This window comes from Streptomyces sp. NPDC001816, from assembly GCF_042892235.1.
Taxonomy (GTDB): domain Bacteria; phylum Actinomycetota; class Actinomycetes; order Streptomycetales; family Streptomycetaceae; genus Streptomyces.
Genome location: NZ_JBIATY010000002.1, coordinates 939,686 through 964,025, shown reverse-complemented (window position 1 = coordinate 964,025; position 24,340 = coordinate 939,686). Strand labels below are relative to the sequence as shown.

Annotated in this window: 21 protein-coding genes and 8 pseudogenes; 10 read left to right on the top strand and 19 right to left on the bottom strand. The window is 67.5% G+C overall.

Features of this window, described 5'->3' with window-relative positions:
* Nucleotides 1-129: 129 nt before the first annotated feature.
* On the top strand, nt 130-816 hold the full coding sequence (locus ACFYZZ_RS10380; RefSeq protein ID WP_389173485.1) for an ROK family protein: 687 nt from the start codon (nt 130-132) through the stop codon (nt 814-816).
* 262 nt (nt 817-1,078) lie between these two features.
* On the opposite strand, the gene ACFYZZ_RS10375 is transcribed toward ACFYZZ_RS10380, so the two are convergent.
* The 6 genes and pseudogenes from ACFYZZ_RS10375 to ACFYZZ_RS10350 all read right to left on the bottom strand — a co-directional run bounded on the left by ACFYZZ_RS10375 (nt 1,079) and on the right by ACFYZZ_RS10350 (nt 5,077).
* Nucleotides 1,079-1,618, bottom strand: coding sequence for a DUF4232 domain-containing protein (locus ACFYZZ_RS10375; protein WP_389173483.1), 540 nt, complete (start codon nt 1,616-1,618; stop codon nt 1,079-1,081).
* A gap of 125 nt (nt 1,619-1,743) precedes the next feature.
* Nucleotides 1,744-1,818 (bottom strand): annotated as a pseudogene (locus ACFYZZ_RS10370) (IS5/IS1182 family transposase); the annotation flags it as partial.
* Nucleotides 1,819-2,139: 321 nt separating this feature from the next.
* A pseudogene (locus ACFYZZ_RS10365) lies at nt 2,140-2,262 on the bottom strand (IS701 family transposase); the annotation flags it as partial.
* A gap of 406 nt (nt 2,263-2,668) precedes the next feature.
* Nucleotides 2,669-2,998, bottom strand: a complete 330-nt coding sequence (locus ACFYZZ_RS10360; protein ID WP_389173481.1) for a DHCW motif cupin fold protein — start codon at nt 2,996-2,998, stop codon at nt 2,669-2,671.
* An 89-nt stretch (nt 2,999-3,087) separates the two neighbouring features.
* Entirely contained in the window at nt 3,088-3,894 is an 807-nt protein-coding gene (locus ACFYZZ_RS10355) for an MBL fold metallo-hydrolase (RefSeq protein WP_389173480.1), read from the bottom strand.
* 112 nt (nt 3,895-4,006) lie between these two features.
* A complete protein-coding gene (locus ACFYZZ_RS10350; protein ID WP_389173478.1) occupies nt 4,007-5,077 on the bottom strand; it encodes a GlxA family transcriptional regulator in 1,071 nt (356 codons plus the stop codon).
* A 542-nt stretch (nt 5,078-5,619) separates the two neighbouring features.
* Here ACFYZZ_RS10350 and ACFYZZ_RS10345 point away from each other — a divergent pair.
* Nucleotides 5,620-5,919, top strand: coding sequence for an NIPSNAP family protein (locus ACFYZZ_RS10345; RefSeq protein ID WP_389173476.1), 300 nt, complete (start codon nt 5,620-5,622; stop codon nt 5,917-5,919).
* Nucleotides 5,920-6,041: 122 nt separating this feature from the next.
* Here the strand turns inward: ACFYZZ_RS10345 and ACFYZZ_RS10340 are convergent.
* Nucleotides 6,042-6,196, bottom strand: a pseudogene (locus tag ACFYZZ_RS10340) (IS701 family transposase); the annotation flags it as partial.
* A 211-nt stretch (nt 6,197-6,407) separates the two neighbouring features.
* Here ACFYZZ_RS10340 and ACFYZZ_RS10335 point away from each other — a divergent pair.
* Nucleotides 6,408-7,239 (top strand): annotated as a pseudogene (locus ACFYZZ_RS10335) (IS5 family transposase); the annotation flags it as partial.
* 551 nt (nt 7,240-7,790) lie between these two features.
* Here the strand turns inward: ACFYZZ_RS10335 and ACFYZZ_RS10330 are convergent.
* The 8 genes and pseudogenes from ACFYZZ_RS10330 to ACFYZZ_RS10295 all read right to left on the bottom strand — a co-directional run.
* A pseudogene (locus ACFYZZ_RS10330) lies at nt 7,791-8,051 on the bottom strand (transposase); the annotation flags it as partial.
* A gap of 117 nt (nt 8,052-8,168) precedes the next feature.
* Complete coding sequence (locus ACFYZZ_RS10325; RefSeq protein WP_389173474.1) at nt 8,169-8,669, bottom strand: GNAT family N-acetyltransferase; 501 nt, start codon at nt 8,667-8,669, stop codon at nt 8,169-8,171.
* A 59-nt stretch (nt 8,670-8,728) separates the two neighbouring features.
* Nucleotides 8,729-9,703 carry an NAD(P)-dependent alcohol dehydrogenase gene (locus ACFYZZ_RS10320; protein WP_389173473.1) on the bottom strand — a complete coding sequence of 325 codons (975 nt, stop codon included), beginning with the start codon at nt 9,701-9,703 and terminating at the stop codon, nt 8,729-8,731.
* Complete coding sequence (locus ACFYZZ_RS10315) at nt 9,700-9,951, bottom strand: helix-turn-helix transcriptional regulator (RefSeq protein ID WP_389173471.1); 252 nt, start codon at nt 9,949-9,951, stop codon at nt 9,700-9,702. Before ACFYZZ_RS10315 ends, ACFYZZ_RS10320 begins: the two co-directional genes overlap by 4 nt.
* Complete coding sequence (locus ACFYZZ_RS10310) at nt 9,945-10,376, bottom strand: hypothetical protein (RefSeq protein WP_389173469.1); 432 nt, start codon at nt 10,374-10,376, stop codon at nt 9,945-9,947. Before ACFYZZ_RS10310 ends, ACFYZZ_RS10315 begins: the two co-directional genes overlap by 7 nt.
* A gap of 475 nt (nt 10,377-10,851) precedes the next feature.
* Nucleotides 10,852-11,757: a GlxA family transcriptional regulator gene (locus tag ACFYZZ_RS10305; protein ID WP_389173467.1), complete on the bottom strand. Its 906-nt coding sequence runs from the start codon at nt 11,755-11,757 to the stop codon at nt 10,852-10,854.
* Between the two features lie 7 nt (nt 11,758-11,764).
* Nucleotides 11,765-12,373 carry a cysteine hydrolase family protein gene (locus ACFYZZ_RS10300; protein WP_389173466.1) on the bottom strand — a complete coding sequence of 203 codons (609 nt, stop codon included), beginning with the start codon at nt 12,371-12,373 and terminating at the stop codon, nt 11,765-11,767.
* An 80-nt stretch (nt 12,374-12,453) separates the two neighbouring features.
* A pseudogene (locus ACFYZZ_RS10295) lies at nt 12,454-13,058 on the bottom strand (IS5 family transposase); the annotation flags it as partial.
* A gap of 33 nt (nt 13,059-13,091) precedes the next feature.
* Between ACFYZZ_RS10295 and ACFYZZ_RS10290 the strand changes: the two are divergent.
* Nucleotides 13,092-13,538, top strand: a pseudogene (locus tag ACFYZZ_RS10290) (IS5/IS1182 family transposase); the annotation flags it as partial.
* A gap of 44 nt (nt 13,539-13,582) precedes the next feature.
* Here ACFYZZ_RS10290 and ACFYZZ_RS10285 read toward each other — a convergent pair.
* Nucleotides 13,583-13,996, bottom strand: a complete 414-nt coding sequence (locus ACFYZZ_RS10285; protein WP_389173464.1) for a hypothetical protein — start codon at nt 13,994-13,996, stop codon at nt 13,583-13,585.
* A gap of 693 nt (nt 13,997-14,689) precedes the next feature.
* Nucleotides 14,690-15,022, bottom strand: a complete 333-nt coding sequence (locus ACFYZZ_RS10280; protein ID WP_389173462.1) for a hypothetical protein — start codon at nt 15,020-15,022, stop codon at nt 14,690-14,692.
* Nucleotides 15,023-15,203: 181 nt separating this feature from the next.
* Here ACFYZZ_RS10280 and ACFYZZ_RS10275 point away from each other — a divergent pair, with 181 nt between their 5' ends.
* The 3 genes from ACFYZZ_RS10275 (at nt 15,204) to ACFYZZ_RS10265 (ending at nt 18,954) form a co-directional block, all read left to right on the top strand.
* Nucleotides 15,204-16,124: a septum formation family protein gene (locus ACFYZZ_RS10275; protein ID WP_389173460.1), complete on the top strand. Its 921-nt coding sequence runs from the start codon at nt 15,204-15,206 to the stop codon at nt 16,122-16,124.
* A gap of 315 nt (nt 16,125-16,439) precedes the next feature.
* Nucleotides 16,440-17,285, top strand: coding sequence for an IS5 family transposase (locus ACFYZZ_RS10270; protein WP_389173458.1), 846 nt, complete (start codon nt 16,440-16,442; stop codon nt 17,283-17,285).
* Between the two features lie 136 nt (nt 17,286-17,421).
* Nucleotides 17,422-18,954, top strand: coding sequence for a hypothetical protein (locus ACFYZZ_RS10265; RefSeq protein ID WP_389173456.1), 1,533 nt, complete (start codon nt 17,422-17,424; stop codon nt 18,952-18,954).
* Nucleotides 18,955-18,977: 23 nt separating this feature from the next.
* Here the strand turns inward: ACFYZZ_RS10265 and ACFYZZ_RS10260 are convergent.
* Together ACFYZZ_RS10260 and ACFYZZ_RS10255 are read right to left on the bottom strand one after the other, a co-directional pair.
* Nucleotides 18,978-19,135, bottom strand: a pseudogene (locus ACFYZZ_RS10260) (IS5/IS1182 family transposase); the annotation flags it as partial.
* A gap of 550 nt (nt 19,136-19,685) precedes the next feature.
* Complete coding sequence (locus ACFYZZ_RS10255; protein WP_389173454.1) at nt 19,686-20,360, bottom strand: Type 1 glutamine amidotransferase-like domain-containing protein; 675 nt, start codon at nt 20,358-20,360, stop codon at nt 19,686-19,688.
* Between the two features lie 424 nt (nt 20,361-20,784).
* Between ACFYZZ_RS10255 and ACFYZZ_RS10250 the strand changes: the two genes are divergently transcribed.
* The 3 genes from ACFYZZ_RS10250 to ACFYZZ_RS10240 all read left to right on the top strand — a co-directional run bounded on the left by ACFYZZ_RS10250 (nt 20,785) and on the right by ACFYZZ_RS10240 (nt 24,232).
* Nucleotides 20,785-21,249: a hypothetical protein gene (locus tag ACFYZZ_RS10250; protein ID WP_389173452.1), complete on the top strand. Its 465-nt coding sequence runs from the start codon at nt 20,785-20,787 to the stop codon at nt 21,247-21,249.
* A gap of 419 nt (nt 21,250-21,668) precedes the next feature.
* Nucleotides 21,669-23,432 (top strand): aminotransferase class I/II-fold pyridoxal phosphate-dependent enzyme, encoded by a 1,764-nt coding sequence (locus ACFYZZ_RS10245; RefSeq protein WP_389173450.1) that lies wholly within the window; start codon nt 21,669-21,671, stop codon nt 23,430-23,432.
* The gene (locus ACFYZZ_RS10240) at nt 23,429-24,232 is read left to right on the top strand and encodes a phosphatidate cytidylyltransferase (protein WP_389173448.1); all 804 of its coding nucleotides are present in this window, start codon (nt 23,429-23,431) and stop codon (nt 24,230-24,232) included. Before ACFYZZ_RS10245 ends, ACFYZZ_RS10240 begins: the two co-directional genes overlap by 4 nt.
* Nucleotides 24,233-24,340: the final 108 nt, after the last annotated feature.

The window sequence follows — 24,340 nt, the reverse complement described above, 5'->3', positions numbered from 1 at the left end:
CCTGACGTGTGCTTCGGAAAACGAAGCGACCATAGCGCTTCGAAAATCGAAGTGTAATCGTGGAGGTTGCCCATGCCCGCGCCGTTGCCCGGCCGACCAGAGTGGTCATCGCGCACCGGACGGCCGATCATGACGCTGCTGGACCTGCTCGGGCGCCGCTGGATGCTGCTCGTGCTGTGGGAGTTGCGTGCGGAGCCGCTCGGCTTCCGGGCGCTGCAGGGGGTATGCAACCGGATGTCGTCCACCGTCGCCGACCTGGCGGCGCTGGGCGAGCGGTGGCGGGGAGCAGCCCAGGGCGTTGACGATCTCGCCGTCCTACTCGCGGGCGACCGGATCGGCGCGGGAGTCTTCGAGTCGGGGCGGCTTCTGCACGGCAGCCGGGGCGGCTTTGGTGAGCTGGGCTACGTGGGGCCTGCTCGAGGGGGTCAAGGGCTTTCGGGTCTGGCCGCCCTCGCGCGCGCATGGGGCGGGGAAGCTGTCCGGTCCGCCGCGCCGACTTCACTGAGCGAGATGTGCCACAACTCCCCCGACGACCTCACGGCAGAGATGGTGTTCGCCGCCGCAGCCGACGGGGATCACGTGGCTCTGAAGATCCTGGACCGGCTGACCACGTCCATGGCCCGGGTGATCGCATCCCTGAGCATCCTGCTCAACCCGGCACTGGTGGTCATCGGCGGCGCGGTCGCCGAGTCCGCCGACGCGATCACCCCAGACCTCACAGCCCGGCTGTCGACGTACACATCTACTCCGCCACTGGTCGCCGTCTCGCGACTGGCGACGCTATCGTCTCGGTCGGAGCCGTCCGGCACGCTCTGAACTACGTCGAGGACCATGCCCTGGACATGCAGCCTGCCGATACGACCATCAAGTTACCCATCGGTAGTGCCGTCGCCGGCCTGCTCTCCCATCAGCGGACCACAGCCTTGATCCCGACACCGCAGACATGAACACCGAGCCCCGCCGAGGTCCTCGGCGTCTCACCAGCTACCGTGCACGAGCTCGTTAGGGCGCGGTGGAGCGGCTGACCGTTTGGCTGGCCCGCCTGGATGACGAGGAGCAGTAACCTCCCGAAACTCCCTCAGCCGTGGAAGTCCTCGAACTTCCCGTCCGGGGTGCAGACGTTGAAGGCTCCGGCAGAGCCGTCGGCCTTGGTGACCTTGACCGTGCGGGCGAAGTTCTTGGGAAGCGTGATCTGCACACGGGAGGCCTGGACGCCGCACACTTCGCGGGCGGACGCGCTGCCCTCGAAGTTGACGTCGGTGTAGAGCACATCGGCGGTGGCCGAGACGCCGGGCGCGAGTGTCACATCGTGGGTGCCGGTTGGGTGGTTGACGCTCTCGACGGGGTCGGACTTGCCCTGGTCGTCCTTGGCGGTCAGGGTGCCTCCATCGGCGATGACACAGGTGCCGCCCGAGGTGTTGGTGATCTTGATGGTGGCGACGGCAGGCTCGGACTCGCTGGCGTGGCTTGCCGAGGCGGTGAACCGTACAGTTGTCATCTCGGTGGTACACGCGTCGACGGCACCGATGTCTGCGGGGTCGGTCCAGTCGCCGCACGCGGTAAGGCCGAGGCCCAGAACGAGTGCGGCGGCAATGACGGTGGCAGTGCTAAAGCGCATGAGTGGATGTCCCCGAGTTCGGGCCAAAGGCCGGTGAAATTACGTGAATTATGCATCCCTGGCGCACGCCCCCGGTTCCCCCGCCGCGTGCCTTACCGAGGTGAGGTGACTCACCGGCGCCCAGGGACCGACCGCTCGGGCAGTAATGCCGCGAACTGTTCCCACAGTGGTTCGACCAGCCATGATGGCAGGACGGGCACAGGCCTCCTCGATGATCACACAGTGTCGGAACATCATGATCACCGAGACCGAAGCGAACCGGCCACCAGGGATCCCCAACGCCCCTATCGGCGCGGGTTCTTATTCGTGAAAAGCTGGGCTGGTTCTGCTGAAGATTCGGCCATCATCAAAGCGGCCCACCGTTGCCGGGAAGGGGACCGAGTGTGACTCTGATGCCCGAGATGCCCGGCATCAGCCCCGATGCTGCGCGGTTGGCACGCTGGATACGCGACGCCGGCTTCTGCGTGTACCTGCCCTCGCTCTTCGGCGTCGACGGCGCCTACCCGACCACCGAGGCGGGCGAGGACGAGAGCGCCCTTGGTGGCGAAGTCGCGCTTGTCGGGCACTTGGGTGGCGGGGCACCGGTCGCGGTCGTCGGTCCAGGACCTGGGCAGGTACAGCTCCCGGTCGACCAGGGCGCGGCCGGTGGCTGTCTACTCGGTCGGCATGACCATCACCGGCGCCATCCACCACGCCGCTGTATATGTTCCCGCGCCAGCCTGGACAGCGGCAGTCGAGCCGGGCGGGGAGATCCGCGATGGCGCCTGGGTGACCGAGCTCGGCGGTGACGTCCTCAAGGACTGGCCCAAGGGGGATAACCGACGCCGACGGCCTGCGGCTGACCTGCTTCGCGACCAACACCACCGGCGCCCCCATCGCACAGCCCGAGCTGCAGCACCGTCAGCGGGCGCGGCCCGAGGACCGCATCCGCGGACAGCCGATGGGGGAGCTTTTGTGCTTCAGCGTGTTGGCACAGCCGGTGCTCCGTGGGGCGGTGGGGAACGCGGGCCGGTCGTTCCTGCTCATAGCGTAGATACCCTAATCGCCACATCAGTCAACAACGAACAGACGGGCGCCTTCTTGCGTGCTTGAGCGGTGTGGCTGCGTGTCGTTTCCGACCTGATAGCTGCCGCCGGCCTTGATGGTGACGATTTCACAGTTTGCCAGTTCCGTGGTGAGTGTTCCTTCAAGGACCAACAGGATGTGGCCCCGACTGCACCAGTGATCGGCCACGTAGCCGGGGCTGTATTCCACCATCCGAACGCGCACGCCACCGAATTCACGTGTGCGCCAGGTCGCGTTCCCCGAGTCGCCCGCATGCACGGAAGGGGTAACGTCTGACCAGTCAGTGATTCCGAAGGGTGTGTCAGCCAAATCCATTATCCCGCGCTCCTTTCGCCGGTACTCGCCTGCCATTCATGTCCGATCTCTCGAATCAGCGCCGGATAGACCCCCAGTAGCGGAATGGCTTAAGCGGTCAGCGTGGGCCAGGTCAGCGGATGCGGCTTGCCTGGGACGAGCCATTGCAGCCGCTCGTCGAGGCCGGCGTCCGCGAAGGCGGTTGATATCGCCTCGGGCCGCTCGGCGAAGTGCTCCCAGGAGTCGTAGTGGATCGGAACGACGCTCTGCGCATCGAGGGAGCGGGCCAAAGCCACCGCCTCCTCGCTGTTCATCGAGAATCGTGTGTCGCCACCCACTTCAAAGTGGGCGTCGCCGAGATGGAGGAAGGCCGTGCCGATCTTGAACCGTCGGCCGATCTCGTCGAGGGCGTCGTGGTAGACGGTATCGCCGGAAATGTAGATCGCGGCCTGCGCATCGGGGGCTTCCAGTACGAACCCCACGGTGTCTCCCATGATCGGCTCGATGCCTTCCGGTCCGTGCCGTGAAGGAGTGGCGGTGACCTTGAGTCGGGTGGCACCGTGCGTGACTTCGTGGCTCTGCCACGGCGCCAGCCCAACCGCGTTGCCGCCCAGTCGGGATGCACCAGAGACCGTGGTGATCACCGTGGTAGCGGTGGGGAGCAAGGCGCGGCCGGCAAGATCGAGGTTGTCCTCGTGCTCGTCGTGGCTGAGCAGGATGAGATCGATCGCGGGCAGCTGGTCGGCTGTGAGTGCTGGACCTGTGGTGCTGCGCAGCTTGTACGTACCACCGAGCACGGGCACCTCGCCGATGTACTCGCTGCCGGCAGGGTCGAGCACGGGGTCGGTCAGGATTGTCAGCTCCCCGATAGTGAGCAAGACGGTCGCTGTTCCGACATAGGTAGTGGTGATCTCCATGGTGTGGTGCTCCCGAGTGTGTTTGCGGTGTGGGTTGGCCCGTCGGTTGCGGGCATGGCGACGCTGACCTACGGGTGGTCGAGTGGTCTTTGGGGGGTCTGTGTCGCAGTTGTCAGGGGTGCGGACCGCGGCCGGTTGTCCTGGCGTGCTTGGCCGCTTCGTCGGCGATTGGGACTGAGGAGGGTGTGAGTCCCGCAGCGCGTGTGCGGAAACGACACCGGTACTCGGCCGGTGTGGTCCCCAGCTGGCGGCGGAAGGCTCTGTGTAGTGTCTCCACCGAGCCGATACCGCAGGCGGCGGCGACGTCGTCGAGGGCTCGGTCCGTCTCCTCAAGCAACCGGCGGGCGAATTCGATTCGGGCGGCCTCCACGTAGGCGGTAGGGGTGCGACCGTACTCGGCCCGGAATACGCGGGAGAAGTGCCGGACGCTGAGGTTGACCCGGTCGGCAAGGACGTCCAGGGACAAGTCCTCGCGAATGTTGTCGGCGATCCAGGTGCGCAGCTCCCCGATCTTGTCGCGTGAGGGTTCCTGCAGCGACAGCGGTACGCTGAACTGGCTCTGCCCACCGGGCCGCTTGAGGTACATCACGAGCAACCGCGCGACCTGCAGCGCGACCTTGTCACCGTGGTCCTCGGCGACCAATGCGAGTGCCAGATCCATCCCGGCGCAGCCTCCGGCGCACGTCCACACCCGGCCTTCCCTGACGAAGATCGGATCGGGGTCGACATCAATGCGCGGGTGATCGGCGGCGAGCCGGGGCGCCGTGTACCAGTGGGTGGCCACGGTGAGTCCGTCCAGCAGCCCCGCGGCAGCGAGGATGTGGGCGCCTGCGCATACGGACGCGATTCGCCGCACCCGGGGTGCCGTCTCGGCGACCCAGTCGACCAGGGCAGGGTCGACCACCGGTTCCAGTCCTGCGGTCCCGAACTCGATGGCGCCCGGCACCATCAGTGTGTCCGCTCCCCGCCCGGCCTGGGCGAGGTCAACGTCGGCGACCAGCTGTACACCACTGGCGGTACGCACCGGCCCCGGCCGCTCCGCCGCGAGCTGCATCTCGTAGCCGCGTGCACCGGATCTCTTGACGAGTTGGGACGCAACGGAGAAGACCTCAATCGGTCCGGTCACGTCGAGCAACTCGACGCCGGCGAAGAGGGTCACCACGATCCTGCGGGGCGCGTCCATGACGCCATCGTCGGCACTGGAGCGCGTGTCTGCAAGGACGGGGTTCTGGCAGTTTCGGCCATCGAAAGGAGAGCGGTGGGACGCAGTGGCCCATCGGAGCAGCCGTGACAGTGCCCGCCTGAGCACCGGTGTCGATTCGGCGCTGCTCGCTCTCGGCCTTGTGCAGACTGCTGGCATGGGCGCCCCTGGTCTTTTGCCTTCGGCTACGCCACACCGGGCGCACCACAGCGTCAGTAACGGTGCGCCCGGGACGTGTCCTGGCCTTTAGGAGCCGCAAATGCAGCATGGTCGGACCCCAAGCGCCGTGGGTCGAGAACCCGCCTGGCTGGGTTCGGCGCCGCAGTCAGCTTGATAGCCGTCACTGCGGTCGCTACCGCTGCCGCCTGGGAGGAGACGACACCCGCTTGCGGGGGCGAACGGCGTGCCAGCTGGCACCGGAGCTTAGGGCGGGTATCGAAAGTGGATCTCGATGCCCCTTTCCGGCGCCCTCGGCGCCAAGCCCCCTCCCGTCGTGTGGCGCCACTCAGGCATCATGTCGTCGCATGATCACCGTTCACGTCAAGTACGAGATTGATCCCGACCGCATCGAGGACTTCGAGGAATACGGTCGTCGGTGGGTCGCCCTCGTCAACCGGTTCGGGGGCACACATCACGGCTACTTCTTGCCCAGCGAGGGCGACAGCGACATCGCGTACGCTCTCTTCTCCTTCCCCAGCCTTGCGGCATATGAGCAGTACCGCACTGACAGCGCGCGTGATCCCGAGTGTCAGGACACGATCGAGCTGGCTCGGCGGACCGGATGTATCCGCCGGTATGAGCGTCGCTTCCTGCGGCCGCTCTAGGTTCTGCGATGGCCTTGTTGGTCACAACCGCTCGTTGATGGCCGCCACGAGGACGGGTCGCCTAGTAGCGGACCGCGAGCTTGATGCCCCTTTGGATGTCGTCTCCGGGTCAGAAGGGAGCACAGGCCGCACTCGTTCTTCGCCGCCTGGAAGCACTCCTCGATCGCCCACCGGGTGCCGGTGACGTGCACCAGGTCGTCCAGCCGGCATCCAGGGGCGCGTAGCCGAGGTAGTAGGCGATCTCGTCCGGCTTGTGCACGCTGCGTCGCGCTAGAAGGCTCATGAAGATCTTGGTGCGGGGCTGTCCGGCCGTAGGTCGGGCAGCCCCTGTTCGCTATGGGGCCGGGGCGAGTCGCCAGCTGCCGCCAGTGTGGGTGAGTCCGAGGTTGATTCAGGCGTCCTGGGCTCGGGTTAGGACGGGTATCGGGTTGTGATCAGCTTGCGGGTTTTGCCCTCGCGGTCGTGCCTGATCCGGCAGATCTTGGTGTGTGACGCGAGTACAACTGACAGACGCCGAGTGGGAGTTCATTGAGCCGTACCTGCCGATCGGTGAGTACGGCCCGTACCCCGAGCGGCTGCGCCGGCAGTTCGAGGGCGTGATCTGGCGGTTTCGGACGGGCGGCCAGTGGCGGGAGATGCCGCAGGAGTTCGGCGCCTGGTCGACTGTCCACAACCGCTTCCGGCAGTGGAGGGATGCCGGGGTTTTCGAGGCCCTGCTGGAGGGCGTGATTACGGAAGCCGCGAAGCGGGGTGAGGTGGACTTGTCGCTGGTCAGCGTGGATTCCACCACCGTCCGGGCCCACCACGACGCCGCTGGGATGCACCTCGACTGCGACACGCTTGCCGATCGGGAGACGGCCGCCGAGGAGGCGGAGAAGGCCCGGCAAAGGGGGGCGGCTCGGAGGAACAAAACACGCAGGACGCCGCACCCGACTCGGAAAGGGATGAGCGACGACGTGTCAGGCGCAGGCGCAAGCTCCGTCTGAAGGCCGCGTACTCGCCCCGCCGCGGTCGCCGGGGACAGGGCTTACTCGTCCCGCGGCAACCGCGCTCACCTGCGCACACGTGGCATCAAGGCAGTCATCCCGGAAAGGAAGGACCAGGCCGCCAACCCGAAGAAGAGAGGCTCCACGGGTGGCTGGCCCGTCAGCCACCCGTGGAGCTCTACAAGGAGCGGAACACCGTCGAGCGCCTGATCAACAAGCTGAAAGCCTGGCGAGGCATCGCCACTCGCTACGACAAGACCCCCGCGAGCTACCTCGCCGGCCTCCACTTCGCGGTGCGATGATCTGGATCAAGGACCTGGCCAAGTGTGCCGAGGCTCGGCCGTTGTCACCGACGGCACCACATAGGCTGCACAGAAACCAGTTCGAAGCAGCTGGACTGTCACCAGGGAGGCGCTGGAGTTGTCACACATAGCCGATCACTGGTCTTCCTGTCGCCGGGGCTCGGTGTGACTCGCGACGACCTCATCGCCATGCTCCGCGAACAGACTCCGGCATGCGGGCCTGCACGTGACGCCTTGATCGCCGGGGCTGACTTCGTCGTCTGGGACGGCCTGGTCCCGGCCAACCGGCACGCGGGCGTCTTCCGGCGTCGAATGCACCATTCCTTGAAGCGTGGCCACACGATCGATGGCCTGGCCGACAGCGTCGACATCCTTCGGCGAGCCGGGGAAGAGCCGCTTCGTACCGGATCCATCGACGCGGTGGACAGGTCATCGTGGTTCACGATCCTCCTGAACTCCACGGCGACAGCAGTGGTGGCCTGCTGCGGCGGACGCCGACCCACCACCATGGACTCGGCCGACACCCCCGAGTCCGGCGCCCAACCTCGCAGATGACAACAAGCCCGCCTATGTGACAACCATCGCTCTTGTCGAACTTCGGCGGCCGACCGCCTCGGGAGCCGAGTTTCTGGCGGTTGCGGACCCGGTCGGCAGGGACCGGAATGGTCGCCTTGATACCGCGTCTTCGCAGGTAGGCCCGGTTGCCGCGGGAGTCGTATGCCTAAGGACCAATCCGGGGCACCCGGATCGCCTCGAGGACCGGCTCGAACTGCGGCGAGTCGCCTCGCTGTCCGGTCGTGATCAGCACCGACAGTGGCTTGTGCCCCTGCTCGACGGCAAGGTGTCACCGGCGATCTCGTGGATCCGCCAGGGGCGGGACGTGTGCGCCGTTGTGGGAAGTCCCATCAGCTGACCCCTATCTACGCGTCGGTGCTTCGTGTGGCGAAGTGGTGATTGCGGATCAGAGGGCCAACTTCTTGTAGAAGCAGACCCGGTCCTGCCCAGGACCGTCGTAGTCACTGTGGAGGGGCAGACCATCGACCTCTCGGTCCCCACTTTCGAGGGTGAATCCCATAGCGCGGTGAAAGGCGATGGATCCTGTGTTTCCCGGCGAGGTAATCGCGCGCACCTCTGTGCGGCCGACTTCGGCGGCTTGCTGGAAGAAGGTCGTGTACAGATGCCGAGCAGCCCCCTGCCCGCGAAGCTTGGGATCCACTCCTACGAAGTGGATGTACGCCTCTTCGTCGTTGTCGGCGGCGTGAAAACCAATGAGGAACGCCCTGATGCCGGCTTCGTCCTCCAGGACCAGGCTGGTGCCGGAGAAAAACTGCAAGAACAACTTGGGGAGCAGCAGTGATAGCTCGCGGGCCTGCGCGGGGGCACGTGAGTCCCCCCACCACTGCTGCACACATGCGACGATCGTGCCGTGGTCGGAGACGCGGGCCTGTCGCAACACTGGCATGTCGTTCCCTCTCGGAGTCATGGCGTTGGCCGGGCACCCACTTTGAGCGAAACTCACCGTCAGACGCTGACGGCTATTTTCCCGCGTGCGCGGCCGCTCCTCAGGTAGCCGATGGCCTCGGGGACGTCGGCCAGCGGGTAGGTCCGGTCGATGACGGGGGTCATCGCGCCAGCCTCGATGAGCTCCGCGAGGAGCCGCAGGTCGTCGTGGCTCTGCGTGGAGAAGAAGCCGCGGAGGCGCTGGCCGGTGAACGGAGACAGCAGCAGCGCTCGCAGGAGCCGGCCCATGCCGCCGAACCACTTCCCGCCGTCCTCACCGCCGACCAGGACCAGCGTCCCGCCGGGGCTGAGGACGCGGCGCAGCCGGGCCACGGGGCGGTTGCCGGCAATGTCGAGAACGAGATCGTAGCGGCGGGTGCCGCCGGTGGGGTCCTGACGCGAGTAGTCGATCACCTCGTCGGCGCCGAGGGAGCGGACCAGCTCCGCTGTGGCGTCGCTGCAGACACCGGTGACATGGCCGGCCCCGAGGGCCTTGGCCAGTTGCACCGCGAAGGTGCCCACGCCGCCCCCGGCGCCGATGACGAGGACACTCTGCCCGGACCGCAGTCGCCCGACATCGCGCAGCGCCTGGAGGGCTGTGCAGCCGGAAACCGGGACGACGGCCGCCTGCTCGAAGCCGGCGTTGCCGGGCTTGCGGGCGAGCCTGTCCTGCTTGGCGCGGGCGTACTCGGCGAACGATCCGTCGCAGGTGCCGTACACCTCGTCGCCCGGCTGGAAGCGGGTGACGTCCGGGCCGACGGCCTTGACCCGTCCGGCGACATCCATGCCCCGGACGCGTGCCTTGGGCGCCCGCAGCCCGAAACCGAGGGCGCGCAGCAGATACGGCCGGCCCGTGGTGAGGTGCCAGACGCCCGGGTCTACGGATGCCGCCCGGACCTGGATGAGCACCTCGCCGCTACCGGGCTCCGGCTGTGCGATCTCTTGGACACGCAGGTCCTCGGGCGGTCCGTAGGCGTCTTGGACGATGGCCTTCACTTGCTCTCTCCCTCGATTTCGCCGGTTTCATCGGTTCCGGGGTACTGGAAAGCCTCTTCGAGCGGGACGCCGAACACTCGGGCGATCTGGAAGGCCATCTCCAGGGTGGGCGAGTAGCGGCCCTGTTCGATGGCGATGACGGTCTGGCGGGTCACGCCGATGCGGCGGGCGAGTTCGGCCTGGGTCATCTCGCCGTGGGCGAAGCGCAGCGCGCGGATCGCGTTGGTGACCCTGGTCGGCCTCACCACGGGTGGAAGCCCAGCCGGTAGGCGACGATCTTCGCCGTGGATGACAGGATCGCCGACAGTACGAACGCCAGGTAGATGGCGTTGGCGATCCAGAACTGATCGGCGCGGACCATCGCGAGGACGAGTCCGGCCACGCCGCCGATCACGATGAACGACTGCCCGATGTACATGCCGAAGCGGTGGATCTCCCGGTCGCGCTGGTCCTTGGTGTTCGCGCCCTCGGGAGACGCGATCGCCACCGTGATGTTCAGCGCGATCTGCGTGACGATCGCCGCACCGACGGTCCACAGCAGCGGGGACGCATAGGACGTCTGCGCCAGCGGCGCCGCTCCTTCGTGCCGCCCGAGGACGACGCCCAGGTACGCCGCGTATGACGCGACCGTGACCAGGACCATGATCCAGGCACGTTTCTCTTCGAATGCCACTGCCGCTCCCGATGTAAAGAAAGCTTGACATGGGCAGTGTCAAACAGCAGCGACATGATGTCAAGTTTTCTATACATCACAGAGGGCGGCAGCGGTTGGGCCGGCAAGCGCTGACCAACCCGGCCTCCACCCATCGCCACTGAGGGTGCCTTCGAGCCGGGCTGGAGGCCGGAATCGTCGATGGCCGCTGCCGCACCGCCGACCCCGCGCAACGCCCGTCGCAGCCGGGCGGCGGGAGACCGGTCAGGCGGACGGACGCCGGGCCCTGCTGGTCCGCATGGAGGCGGGACGCGTCCTGACCGACCAGGTGCACCGCCGCCGCTCGGCGTTCACAGCGGCGTGGCCCGCGCCCGACCGCGCCCTGTTCGCCCGCCCTCTGACATCCTTCGTCGAAGCCCTCGGCAGCCTGCCGAACCGAGAGACCTGGAACCCGCCCGCCGGCCCCGGCGCACACCACCGCACCCACCCCGGGGGCTCAGCCACGGGATCTGAGCCGGCGGAGCATTCGCGCGTCCTGGAAGCCGACCGAGCGGGCCGCCGATTCGACCGTCGCGCCCTGGCCGATGAGGTGTTCGGCGCGCTCGACGCGGAGGAGTTGCTGGTAGCGCAACGGGGTCAGGCTCGTGGACTCCGTGAAGTGGCGTGTCAGTGTGCGTTCGCTGACGCCGACGGCAGAGGCGAGATCGGCCAGGCCCAGGTGCTCGGTGAAGCGGGTGTCGATCAGGTCCTGGACACGGTGGACCACGTCGTTGAGGTGCGCGCGGTGCCGCAGCATCGCGCTCACCTGCTGGTCGTCGCCGTTTCGGCGGGTGTAGACGACCATTTGGCGGGCGACGCGCGCGGCGGCTGCCGGGCCGTGGCGGACGGCGATCAGGTGGAGGGCCAGGTCGATGCCGCTGGCGATGCCCGCAGAGGTCACCACGCGATCGTCAACCACGTACAGGACGTCCCGTACAACGCTCGCCCGGGGATAGCGCCGGGCGAGTTCGTCCTGCACATCGTGGTGGGTGGTGCAGCGCCGACCGTCGAGAAGTCCCGCCCGGCCGAGGGCGTCCGCCCCCACGCAGACACTGGCGACGGTGCCGCCGGACGCGTGGTGATCCGCGAGCCACCGCAGCGCGGCCGGGCCGATCGGCCCACCGCCTCGGAGCCGCATCTCCCGCCAGCCGGGGACGATCAGCAGATCGTCGGGCGCGGCCTCCGGCAGGCTCACCTCCACCCGCAGCGTCACGCCCTGCGCGGTGGGAACGTCCTCCCGCTCCGCCACATAGCCCACCTCGTACCCGTAGCCGAAGTCGGCCGCTGTGGTGAAGACCTGGGCGGGCCCGGCGAGATCCAGGAGATGCAGCTGCGGGACGAGCAGGAAGACGACACGGGTCACGATCCGGTCAGCCCCTTACGCCGCTCGTGGCTGCCTTGCCGGTCAGTTCGGCGACGCTGGCGATGGTCGCGAAGCGGCCCGCCAGCGCGTACTCGGTGCGTGCGATGATCTGGTCCGTGGAGAGGCTGAGCGGGTCGGCGAGGATCTCCGCGAGGGAGCGCCCGGCGGGGGCGTTCCAATGCTCGATCGGATGGGTCGCCGTCGCGTCCGTTACGAACGTGACCTCGTAACCGAAGTCGGAGGCCAGCCGGGCGGTCGTCTCGCAGCACTGCTCGGTGCGGATGCCGCATATGACCACCTCGCGGATGCCGCGCTCGGTCAGCAGCTGCTGCAGGTTGGTCGTGGTGAAGACGTTGTGCGAGGTCTTGGTGACCACCGGCTCACCATCGGACGGGACGAGGCCGTCGATCAGGCGGACGTGGCCGAGGGCCGGGTCGAAGGCGGTTCCGCTGCCCGGCTGGGAGTGCAGAACCCATACCACCAGGTCGCCCTTGGACCGGGCGGCTTCGACCAGGCGGTCCACCTGTGCCGCGACATCGGGGTTGGACACGGCCGCCCAGTTCGGCAGCTGCCGGAACGACTCCTGGACATCAATGACGATCAGTGCTCTGTTCATGCCCCGATCCTGGCCGTCGCCATGGCTCACGCAGAAGACACCATCATGCCCCGATGCGGACCGATCCGGTCACAAAAGGTTCAGAGGGGCGTCGGGTCGCGCCAGGAGATGGTGGCTTCGCCGCTGAGGCGACGGGCCATCAGGTCGGTCATGGCGAGGGGGATCATGGCTTCAGACCGGGCCGGGAGGGTTTCGTAGTCGCGCGCCATGCGGCGGCGGAACATCAGCCGCCCGTAGGTCCGCTCAACAGTCCAGCGCTTGGGTAGCGGAGTGAACCCTGTTCCCGGGGGTGCGTTGGGCGATTTCCATGTCCATGCCGAGCCGGGTGGCGTGCTCTACGAGATGCTGGCGGTAGCCGCCGTCCACCCAGACCTTGCGGATCGAGGGATGGGCGGCGGCGACCCGGTCGACCAGGTGGGTGCCGGCGACGGAGTCCTGCACGCTCGCGGGCGTGACCAGCACCGCGAGCAGCAGTCCAAGGGGGTCGGTAACGATGCTCCGCTTGCGGCCCACGGTCTTCTTCGCCGCCTCCTGCCCTGGTCGGCGGCCGGACGCTGGTGGCGGGCGTCGATCGCGCACGCGGACGGCTCCGCGCGTTTTTGCCCTCCTGCTGCCTTAACAGCCTACGCAGCACGCCGGTGAGCTGGCTGAACACACCGTCCTTCTGCCACTTGGCGAAGTAGCCTCCGTGGGAGACCGTTTACGGTTCTACATCCCTGACCAGCTCCGCCGTCGTCTCCGCACTGGCCTGGGACGATGTCCCCATCCGGTCGTGCTGATCGTCGACTCGCAGTCAGGCAAGGGCACGTCCACCGTAGGCAAGGCGACGCGTGGCTTCGATCCTCACCCGGAGATCACCCAGGCCTGGGCCGACTCCGTCTACGCTGGCCAGCTCGTGGTCTGGGCCGATGGCTGCCTCCACATCACTCTCAAAACCGTCTCCCGCCCCAAGGGAGTCAAAGGGTTCGTCGTCCTCCCGCGATGCTCGCGAGTCGAACGTACCCTGGGGTGGATCATGAACGCCCGCCGCAACGCGAGGGACTACGAGCGCCTCCCGCAGCACAGCGAAGCCCATTTGAACCGGGCACTCATCACCCTCATGACCCAGCGGCTCATCCGGAAGATGCCCACCCCGGGCTGGTCGAAGAAGCCGGCCTCGACAGCCTGAGCCGGTTACGAGGGCAGATCCGGGCCATCCTCTTCGCCAAGCTACTTCCTGTCAGACGTTGAAACGGCATCCCACCCAAGCACGCGGTGGATGTGAGCACTCTTCGGATAGGAGGTGTCGGACCCCGAGCGAGGGCCGATCTCGAAGAGGTCGATCATCAAGAAGAGCGGGTAGCCGGGAGACTGAGACATCCGTTTCACGACAACGCCCTCGCAGCCGATAAGCGTTCCTGATGGTCCCCAGATGGCTGTCCAGGTGTGGGGCTTCGACGCGTCCAAGGGAAGGACGACTTCCGTCATGTCGGTTGCCAGCCGCGCGTCTGAATGCGCTTTCACTCCGCACCGGGCGTGAGTCTTCCCCTCGCCGACAGCCTCGGCGTCGATCTCGAAGATGCAGATCTCGCCGCTGTCCTTCTCGGACAGATGCTCCGTCCCCACAAGCCACGCCGCGAGCATGCACCCCTCATTCACACTCGCACTCACGGTCACATCCACACGTCCAGCGGTGGGCGCCCACAGCAAACGCTCTGGTGTCTCCGTGCGGACAACGAGTCCATCCGAACGATGCCGGTGTGTTCCTCGCCGAGAGCCCGCTGGACCGGAAAAGACCCCGGTTTGCAGATTGGACACGCGAAGCGGAGCGTCTTCCTCTCGCCAATCCAGCTGGTCAGCGTCGATACGGAGCCGCAGCCCGGAATCGTCCATGTCATAGCGTGCCTGAGACCGCTCGGGTGACGTCCAGTGCGGAAGATAGTGATCGACCCAGCGATCTTCCCTGAGCTGCGGAGCGGTGAAATCTTCCTCGAAGTCGGGCTCATGAACCGGGGGTACAGGCAGGGGTCCGAAACTAGCCGTCATCACACCATCCTGTCAGACGATGGCACCATGCAAGGCACCGCAAGGGTCGTCTCGGACGGTCGCCGCCCTCCTTCCACGTGTTCGGCATGGCGAGCGCTCAGCGTGCTCCATCGGGGGTTGAAAAAACACCTAGTCAGGGCTCGGGGCTCACGGTCGACGCGGCCCAGATCGGTTCACTGCCCAGCAGCAGGCCGGCCCGGCTGGCAGAGGTGCGTCGCACTGCCAAGAACGCACCGCACCCGCCGGAGGAGCCCCGCGCATACGGCACCCTCTAGGACCTTGTCCGGGTGATCATGTGACTGCCTGACTAAGGACGTCTCCCACGTCATCCCCCTTGGGGCCTTTGGCGTCGAACGACCGCCAGACGGCGGTCCCTGTCTTGCCGGAGTCGTCTTTCCAGGTGCCCGATCCTGACCGGGGTCCTGTCCAGTTCCAGTCCGAGGCGCCCATCCAGTCGCCGCATACGTTGTTGGCGGTGAAAGTTCCATCTGGCTTCAGCGTCAGGGTGCCGCCGTTGGCGTCGGTCCATGTGGTCGTGAGTTCGGCTGGCTTCAGCACGACGGATTCGCCCTCGGGCGGCGGCCGGTTCCAGATCCTGCCGCAGGCCGTGAGCGCGAGAGCCATGGCAAGGAGGACCAGCGCGGTCCGGCAGGAACGCAACACCCTTTAGCCCCCAGCGTGCCGAAGGCTCGCCGTTGGCCAGATCAGGCGCGAGTCGAATGGCGCACTGGGGTGACAGATATGCCTGGTCGTGTGCGAGGATTCCGGCTCCGCATACGTGTTTGCCCAGGTCGACCGGAGACCCATGCCAGCCATACCGCTGCCCACGCCGTCTGAGTCCGGCTCCAAGCGCAACCAGAAGGGCCGCGGACTAGCAATCGCGGGTGCGCTAGCGCTCGGTGGGGTCGTGCTGGCGATGAGTCGGATAATCGGGGCCATCTCCGGTGACGCCGACGAAAATCCGGACAAGCGGATGTCCGGCGCAGGCGACCGGTCGGCCGTAAGCCTCGCGGTGGGCGACTGCTTCACCAGCTCGCAGCACGGAGAGGTCTACTCCGCGGTACCCGTGCCGTGCTCCCGGCCACACGAGGGCGAAGTGTTCGCCACGGTCGCTCTCACCGGGTCCAACGGCGCCGACGACTTCCTCGCAAAACAGTCATACCACCAGTGCAGCGATCGGCTGACCGACTACGTCATGGACGACTGGTCCTTGCCCCACACGATGGGCATCAACTACTACTACCCGACCCGTGAGGTCCAGCAGTCGGGTAACAGGACCGCCACCTGCTTTACGGCCGACACGGACGGTCAGACCACTGGCAGCGTACGCGAGCAGGAGACCAGCCTGGCAGCAGACCAGCTTGCCTTCCTCAAGCTGGAGCTGGCCTCAGCGCGCGTCTTCAAGACCTGTCCGCACCTGGGCAGCGTGGCCGCCAGTCGTGCCTGGGCTGCGAAGCTGGCGGACGCGCTGGACCATGAGGCAGATGGCCTCGAAGTCGCCAACTGGTCTGCCGGTGCCAGGCCCAAGGTCACCGCCTACGTCGGGGAGCTTCGAAAGAGCGCCGAGCTGTGGCGCAAGGCCGTGGCGGCACGTTCGGACAACAGTTACTCGGACCGTACTGACGACGCCTGGGACCACCCTTCCTACAAGTACCAGCAGGACGTCCGAAAGGCTCTGCGGCTGGCCTCGGATGTCCCCGCCACCTCTTTCGGGCCTCCGTTCTAGGTTCGACACGCCTCGGGTTGCTGATCGGGCCTGCCTGATTGGGCCGCCTGTCGAACCGAAGCGCCGTCAGCACAATTCGGTGCGTTCGGGCGCACGGTGGAAGCGGTGGCTGGCCCCATCCTGTTGGGCAGCTACCCGGCGTGGGTGGCTGCTCGCCGATCCCTCCCGCTGGATGCCGCGACCTCAAGGCCTGGCGGATCCTCACCAAGCTCCGCACCGGCCCCGACCGCGGCACCGCCCCAGAGGGCGTCTGAAATGCCTGTCAGCGGGCAAGTCGCCTGATAGCGGGGCGGTGACGCACGTTCGGGGGCTGGGGTGTGCGGGCTGCGTACCCGTTACTCGACGGAGCTGTCTGATCCGGAGTGGGTGATGCTCTGTCCGCTGGTTCCGGCGGTCAAGCCTGGTGGACGGCCGGCGAAGCACGCGCGGCGAGAGATCCTCAACGCGCTGGTGTACTGGCTGCGGGCCGGTTGTGCCTGGCGACTCTTGCTGCATGACTTACCGCCGTGGCAGACGGTTTACCACTACTGGCGGCGCTGGCAGAAGGATGGCGTGTGGGAGCGGATGCTGACGGCGCTGCGGGAACGCGAGCGGGTGCAGCTGGGCCGGGATCCCAGTCCCAGTGCCGCCATCGTGGACAGTCAGAGTGTTCGGGCCAGTGAAAGCGGTGGTCTGCACGGCTACGACGGCGGCAAGAAGGTCAGCGGCATCAAGCGCCACCTGCTCGTCGACACCCGCGGCACTGTCCTGGTCACCTGCGTGAGCCCGGCCAGTGTGGGTGACCGCGATGGCGCCGTGGTGCTGTTCTCCCGGGCTGCCGACGCTTTCCCGCGCCTGCAGCACGTGTGGGCGGACCAGGGCTATCGCGGCGCCGACTTCCACGCCTGGGCTCTGGAGGCCACAGGCATCGCCGTGGAGATCGTGCAGCGCCGCGACGGTGGTTTCCGCTCGACCTGGGCCCGAGTGGGGGCACCGACGCCGGAAGTGCCCCAGTTCGCGGTGGTTCTGTGCCGTTGGCTGGTACAGCGGACGTTCGCCTGGCTGGGACGGTGCCGCCGCTTGTCGAAGGACTACGAGTACCTGCGCGTCTGCTCGGAGAATGCCATCTACCTCGCTATGGCCATGCTCCTGGTGCGTCGCCTCGCAAGATGGGCCCGCTGACAGGCTTTTCAGACGCCCTCTAGCTCCAGACGCAAGCGCGAGGTTCGCCAGAGACGGCCTCGACGGCGTACGGGGTCTTCAGCTTCTTGACGTTCGTGACTTCCGGCCGTCTTCGACCATTGCGAAGATCATTGCCATGACCATCCCGTTCCGCATCGACCGAATCCTCGGTGACCGTCCCTTCGCCGAGGTTGGTGAACCCACTCTCGCGGTCGACGACGAGCGTCGCCGTCTGCTGGCAGTGGCGGGCACACACACGGCGGTGGCGGGCATACAGGAGTTCGGCAGCACTGCGCCGGTTGGTGTCTACGGCACCGACGATCTGGCCTGCCGAGCCCTTCTCCGTGCGCGCTACCCCGTGCACGCAATGGCCTTCCACCCCGCGCTGCCCCTCCTGGCTGTCGGCACGGGCAGCTACGACGGGGGCTACTTCTTTGAAGGGGAACTTCTCCTGCTGGATTTGGAGACGGGCATGCCCACGTCGCTCATCGAGCACGATCTCGGCCGCCAGGTCCTGGGCCTGGAATGGCTCAACGAAGAGGACCTACGTGTGCTGATGGCACCGCCTGACGACTGGCAGGACAAAGATGCATGGGGCGAGGGGCACGTCGCGGTGGTGCGTCGGCCCGACTGGAGGGCCGTATCACCCCGGTCGATCACCGCATACGACCTGGCCGGGCCACGCGTGACGGCTCCGCGCCCCGACGGCCGGGAGGACGCCCGCCGGACGGTCTCCTCTCTGAGCGCGGACTGGGATCCCCGGTGCAACGTCCGCGCAGTCGAGGAGCTGTCCGACGGCAGGATCCTGGCAACCCTTGACGGGATCCAACTGGAGTCCTGGCTGCCGTCGGGACAGCGGCAGTGGGCTGTTCCGGACGACGAAGGCGGCCGGGACCTTGTCATCGCGGCAGATGAGCAATCTGCCTGGGTCGCTCTGGTCCGGCCCGAGTGGGGAAAGCATCCCCAGGCCGTGGTCCGGCTCTCGCTAGCGGACGGGGCACAGCTCGACCACCTCACTCCCTCCGCCCCGGTGTCCCTGGTGCGCGGCGCTGACGGCACACCGGCCCTCGCGCCTGCAGGATCAGCCGGAGAACGGAGCAGGCTCCGCATCCGGCGTGGCAGCCGTATCTACTCCCGGGAGACCGTGCGCGCGGAGGGCGAGCGGAACCCCGGCCCGAAGGAAACGTGGCTCGTCGCAGCCGACCTGGAGGCGATGCCGGTTGCCGAACGCCCGCGCGAACCGACGAAGGCGGAAGTCATACGGCTGTTCCCCTACTCCTGGATGCCGGGTGAGACACACTTCGCCGGCCCTGGCGTAGAGACCGCAGATGGTGGCCTCGTTCATGCCGGCACCGTCTACCACGGCCACGGGTTGCAGCCCGACGGCTCGTTCGTCATACGGCGCAAACCAACGAATGGGCAGCCGGCCTGGGTCTTCCGGACGAATCGGAAGGCCACCGGCCTTGATTGCGACGCGGAGACCATCTATGTCACCTACGACGATGGCGAGATCGTCGGGCTGAATCTTCATGACGGCACCGTGCGCTGGCGTCGGCACCTCACCGTAGCCGCAGTGCCCGCCGTACCGACGGCACTGACCCTGGCCCAGCATGGTCGGTTGCTCATCGGCACCAGCGACGGGCGACTTCTGGATTGCTCGATCACATAGGGGGTTGCAGCATGTGTGTCGGGTTTGTTGATGCGGCGCTCGACGGCGTTTCGCTGCTTGTAGGTGTCGCGGTCGAAGGGCCCCGGCGCTTACGTTCGGCGATCTGGTCAGTCGACTGCGGGATGACCGCACGAATGCCCCGTCCGCGCAGGTGGGTTCTGACGGCGTACGAGGTGCACGCCTACTGAGCTGGCTTCGTTGATTTCTAGGGGCTCTGGTCCACTTCTTGTGGTCGCGGACGCGGCGTGGCTGTCGATCTTGTGTGGCGGAGGTTGAGGTCGCCCGAAAATCGCCCGGCATGATTGCTGCGTGGTCGACAGTGCTGCGCCGTGAACGAAGTACAGCCGCAGCTGGATGAGTTGCTGTTCTCCTCGGTGGAAGGCGTGTCCGTGAAGTCGGTGGATGTGGCCGACGCGGTTGTCCAGGTGGAGGCCCGGAGCACGGGCAGGCAGGCGGACTGTCCGAGCTGCGGGCGCTGGTCGGGCGAATACATGGCTCCTATCTGCGGTTTTCTCGTGATCTGCCGACGGCGGGCAAGCTCGTCGTGGTGTCGTTACGGGTCCGTCGGTTCGTCTGTGCGGAGAGCACCTGTCCTCGCAAGACCTTTGCCGAGCAGGTTCCGGGGTTCACCCGCCGGTTCGGCCGACGGATCGAGCGGCTGCGATCCACGTGCGCGGCCCCTGTCCCCCGCCCCCCAGCACTGCACCACGAACACGCCATGGAAGAACGCTTCATGGGGTCGGGTTGAACAACTTCCAGTGGCCCTCGGAGATCACTTCGAGGGCGCCGTCGGCCACCTTGATAGCGGTCTGCTCGTCAATCGCGTAGGCCGGACCCGCGATCCCGGCCGCCCATCGTTCTGCCACGGCCATGGTGTTTTCCGGGCAAGCCGGATGATCCAGGTGCGGGAAGATCGAAAAATCAACCAGGCCCAGCGTGCTGTCGCCGCCGGTGGGCGGCTTCCAGCCCACGAAGTCCTGCCCGATGCGAGGGGTCATCACCATGCTCCCGGCGCTGAGTCCCACGTAGACCGTGTCGGGCAGCGACGGCAGGAGTTCCGCCAGCCCGGACTGCCGCATCCAGTGGCTCAGGTACAGCGCGTCACCGCCATTGACCAGCAGGACGTCGGCGTCCCGGACCCAGGAGACCCAGCGTGCTTCGTCGATGCTGGGCAACGCGGTGAGTTCCAGCACGCCCACCGACTTCCACCCCAGCTCGGTCATGGGGCTGGGAGATCGTCCGCTGATGAATCGCCACGGCCCGCCCGGATCCGCGTCGGGGGCCCCGTACCCCGCGGTGGGGATGCAGAGGGCGCTGGACTCGGCGATCGGCTTCCCCAGGAGGTCGACCAGCGCGTCCTGGATGCTCGTGTTCTTGATACCGGAGTCGGTGAGGAGAAGCTTCATCATGTCCTTCCCGAGGAATTATGAATAGATCCCAAGTCAGGAGTCATTCTCAACGAGTCCAAAACCTTCGGGGAAGCCCTCCAAGACCTTGACCGCGTCATCTGGATCCATCTGCTCGTCATCGCATCCCTCAACGAACCAGAGAACAACGACCAGAGCACGGGTCAGCGACGGGTAGACAGGCACCGGAACGATCTCCCACCACCCTGCTGACTCGCAGCTCCGTTCACCTGCTCTCACGAACCGAATCGCCACCGCCCGGTTGCGCATGCATCATGGTCACCAGTCAGGGGCGTATACGAGAGGACGGGCACTGCGGGTGGCCGGAGACGGACAGCCAGCGTTGACGGAGCTGTGGCAACAGCGATGGCCCCTGTGTCCTCCCGTCGGGTACAAGCTCCGCGATCCTTATCAGGATGTCTGGGTGCGTTTCCACAGTCTCCCGGAGTCAAAGCGCTATGCAGAGGACGAGGGCGAGTACGCCGTCGTCCTGGAGCGGTACAACACCGTCCTCGATGAACTGTTCGCCGGCATGGACGTGTACGTGATCACTCCCGTATGGACGACCGATCCCAGCCTGCCGCCGCACCAGCCGGACGCCGGCTACTGGCAGAGCCTGCTGGTGAGAGATGATCCCGACCCGGAGTTCCGCACCTACTGCCATCTCCTCGCCTCACGTCGGCCGTGGCAGCACGGCTGTATCAACGAGACGCTACGTGACATCGCCGATGACAAGGTGGCCGGCATCCTCATCACCGACATCCTGATGCGGCGCATCCACCATCCCTACGACGGCGGCGCCGATATCTTCCTCACCACGCCCCAGGAGCGGGACCGGATGCGCGACCGACACGCCATCTGGCTTTCCAGCCATCCGAGCGGTCTCTGAGCGACCCGAGCCGCCAGCGCCGACACAAGCACCTACTGCCATCGGGCGCGAGCAGGCTGGTGACTTCAGCGATCGCCTCTGCCGAGGGATGAAAGTAGTGAGCGAGAGCGGACCGTAGGGTGCGCTTCCCCGTCTGGCTTTGTTCACGAGAACCGGCTCTGGCACAACTTCTGTGACGCCATCACCGTCCGTCACGACAACAGGACTCGCTTCCGGAGGAGTTGGAAGCCAGCGCGGCCGAACATCTGTGCCGGGGCACGGCCAGCGCCGGTGGTTCGGCATCTGCCCATGGACTCGGCCCTGGCCTGGACCGATTCCAACTCCTCCGCTGTCCGGCTGAGTACGCGTACTCAGGTGCCGTCTGCCGGACTCCTCCATGCTGGGGCGCGAACGCCGGACCGTCTCAGAGGGACATACGCATGGACCACGCCCTGCAGCTGCGCACTGCCACGCCTCGGGATCACGACTGGATCCACGAACTGCGCCACCGCGTGTACGCGGAGGAGCTCGGCCAGCATCCGGTGGATCCGTCGGGAAGGCTGAGTGACGGACTCGACGGCGACAACGTCTATCTCGTGGCCGCGCGCGGCGAGACGCGGATCGGCTTCGTCAGCCTCACCCCGCCGTGGGTCGGCCGCTACTCCCTCGACAAGTACCTGACGCGCGAGGAGCTGCCGGTCCTGACCGAGGAGGCGCCGTTCGAGATCCGCGTGCTGACCGTCGAGGAGCACTGGCGGTCCACCGCGGCGGCGCCACTCCTCATGTACGCGGCGCTGCGCTGGGTCGCGGCGCGGGGCGGCCGCCGGGTGGTGGCGATGGGACGCACGGAGCTGCTCGACATGTACCTCGCCGCCGGCCTGCGGCCGGTGGGGCGCACGGTCCGCTCGGGCGCGGTCTCGTTCGAGGTCCTCAGCGGCTCCGTGGCCGAGCTGACGAGGACGGTCGCGGAGCGCCACGGCCGGATCCTGGAGCGGCTGCGGACGGGCCTCGACTGGCAGCTCGACGTGCCCTTCGCGCCGCGTGCGGACGGCTGTGAGCACGGCGGGGCGTTCTTCTCGGCGATCGGCACCGACTTCCGGACCCTGACTCGCCGTCACGAGGTGGTCGCGGCGGATGTGCTGGACGCCTGGTTCCCGCCGTCCCCAGGGGTCCGCGCGGTCCTCTCGGAGGATCCGGGGTGGGCGGCCCGGACCTCGCCGCCGACGGGCGCGGAGGGACTGCTCGCGGAGATCGCCCGGGTCCGCGGGTTGCCGGTGGAGTCGCTGGTCGTCGGGGCGGGCTCGTCCGATCTCATCTTCCGTGCGTTCGGCCGGTGGCTGACGCCGGGGAGCCGGGTGCTCCTGCTCGATCCGGGCTATGGGGAGTACGCTCATGTCACCGAGCGTGTGATCGGCTGCCGGGTCGACCGGCTCCAGCTGCGCCGGGAGGACGGCTGGCTGCTCGACCCGGTCCGGCTCGCCGCCACGACCGGTGACGGACGGTACGACCTCGTGGTCGTGGTCAACCCGAACAACCCGACCGGCCGCCACGCCCCGGCCCACGCGCTGCGCGCGGTGATCGAGGCCTCGCCCGTGCGGACCCGGTGGTGGATCGACGAGGCGTACCTGGGGTATGTCGATCCGGCGGACTCGCTTGCCGGGCTCGCCTCGGTCGACGCCCGGGTCGTGGTCTGCACCTCGCTGTCGAAGATGTACGCGTTGTCGGGGATGCGGGCCGCGTACCTGGTGGCCGGTCCGGAGACGGCCGGGGAGCTGCGGCGCTGGACGCCGCCGTGGCCCGTGAGCCTGCCGGCCCAGCTGGCTGCCGTGACGGCGCTGCGCGACCCTGCCTACTACGCGGAGCGCTGGGCCCGCACCCCTGTGCTGCGTCGGCAACTGGCGTACGACCTCGAGGAGTTGGACGGGTTCTCCTCGGTCGACGAGGGGGTGGCGAACTTCCTCACGGTGACCCTGCCGCCGGACGGACCGAGCGCGGCGCGGCTGGTGCGCGAATGCCGGCGGCACGACGTGTTCCTGCGTGACCTGTCGCCGATGTCCCCGGCGTACGAGGGGCGGACCGTCCGGATCGCCGTCCGCGACACGGCGGAGAACGCACGGATCGTGGCGGCGTGCCAGAGCGCCCTGGACGCGCTGCGCACGCCGGCCGCAGTGGTGTCGGGCGCGCCGGGACGGGTCTCCCGGTGACGACGGTCGCCGCTCTCGTGCCGTACCTCGGCGGGGCACTGGCGGTCGGAGGCGTCGCGGTGGCGGCGACCCGCCGCCGTGAGCTGATGGTCCGCTGGTGCGTGTGGGCGCTCGGAGTGCCCCTGGTGACCGCCGCGTTCTGGCTCGGTCCACCGGGGATCGCGGTGCTCGCGGCCGTGGTCGGTGTGGTCGCGGTGGCGGAGTTCGGCGGGCTGCTCCTCCTGGGTCCGGTGGACCGGGCGGTGCTGGGCGCGGCGATTGTCGGACTCGTCCTCACCGCCTGGCTGGCCCCCGGGGAGGTGCTCCGGGCGGCGGCAGCCGGGGCGCTTGCGATTGCCGGGGTGCCGTTGCTCTCGGGCGATGTGGAGCACGGGCTCCGCCGCCTGGGGGCGGGCCTACTGGGGCTCGTGTGGCTGGGCGCCCTGGCCGGCCTCGTATCGTCCGGTGCCCTCGGCCTCGTCCTGTTCGTGGCCGTGTCGATCGCCGACATCGTCGCGTACGCGGCGGGTCGCCGTCTCGGCGGCCCCCGGCTCTCCCCGCTGTCGCCTGCCAAGCGGTGGAGCGGCACGCTGGCCGGGGCCGTGGCCGGTCTCCTCACGCTGGCCGTCCTGTCCTCCCTGACGTGGCAGACGGCGGTGGCTGTGGCGGTCGGCGGCCCGCTCGGGGACCTGCTGGAGTCGATGGTCAAGCGGGGCGCCCACGCCAAGGACGCCGGCCGGTGGCTGCCCGGCTCCGGCGGCATCCTCGACCGGATCGACTCCCTCCTCGTCGCTCTGGCGGTGCTGTTGGTGCTGGGGTGAGCCACGGGGCGGTGGCTTCATACGCGGCAGGCGGCGTTGGCTCAACTTCTGTGGCGCGGCCACTCTGAGTAACAGCCAAGCCTTCTTCGAGTCGTACGTGAAGTCGCC

Coding starts and splice junctions, on each gene's coding strand:
- ACFYZZ_RS10380 (WP_389173485.1), top strand. CDS start 130: ATGACGCTGCTGGACCTGCTCGGGCGCCGCTGGATGCTGCTCGTGCTG.
- ACFYZZ_RS10375 (WP_389173483.1), bottom strand. CDS start 1,618: ATGCGCTTTAGCACTGCCACCGTCATTGCCGCCGCACTCGTTCTGGGC.
- ACFYZZ_RS10360 (WP_389173481.1), bottom strand. CDS start 2,998: ATGGATTTGGCTGACACACCCTTCGGAATCACTGACTGGTCAGACGTT.
- ACFYZZ_RS10355 (WP_389173480.1), bottom strand. CDS start 3,894: ATGGAGATCACCACTACCTATGTCGGAACAGCGACCGTCTTGCTCACT.
- ACFYZZ_RS10350 (WP_389173478.1), bottom strand. CDS start 5,077: ATGGACGCGCCCCGCAGGATCGTGGTGACCCTCTTCGCCGGCGTCGAG.
- ACFYZZ_RS10345 (WP_389173476.1), top strand. CDS start 5,620: ATGATCACCGTTCACGTCAAGTACGAGATTGATCCCGACCGCATCGAG.
- ACFYZZ_RS10325 (WP_389173474.1), bottom strand. CDS start 8,669: ATGCCAGTGTTGCGACAGGCCCGCGTCTCCGACCACGGCACGATCGTC.
- ACFYZZ_RS10300 (WP_389173466.1), bottom strand. CDS start 12,373: ATGAACAGAGCACTGATCGTCATTGATGTCCAGGAGTCGTTCCGGCAG.
- ACFYZZ_RS10285 (WP_389173464.1), bottom strand. CDS start 13,996: ATGCTCGCGGCGTGGCTTGTGGGGACGGAGCATCTGTCCGAGAAGGAC.
- ACFYZZ_RS10280 (WP_389173462.1), bottom strand. CDS start 15,022: ATGGCTCTCGCGCTCACGGCCTGCGGCAGGATCTGGAACCGGCCGCCG.
- ACFYZZ_RS10275 (WP_389173460.1), top strand. CDS start 15,204: ATGCCAGCCATACCGCTGCCCACGCCGTCTGAGTCCGGCTCCAAGCGC.
- ACFYZZ_RS10265 (WP_389173456.1), top strand. CDS start 17,422: ATGACCATCCCGTTCCGCATCGACCGAATCCTCGGTGACCGTCCCTTC.
- ACFYZZ_RS10255 (WP_389173454.1), bottom strand. CDS start 20,360: ATGAAGCTTCTCCTCACCGACTCCGGTATCAAGAACACGAGCATCCAG.
- ACFYZZ_RS10245 (WP_389173450.1), top strand. CDS start 21,669: ATGGACCACGCCCTGCAGCTGCGCACTGCCACGCCTCGGGATCACGAC.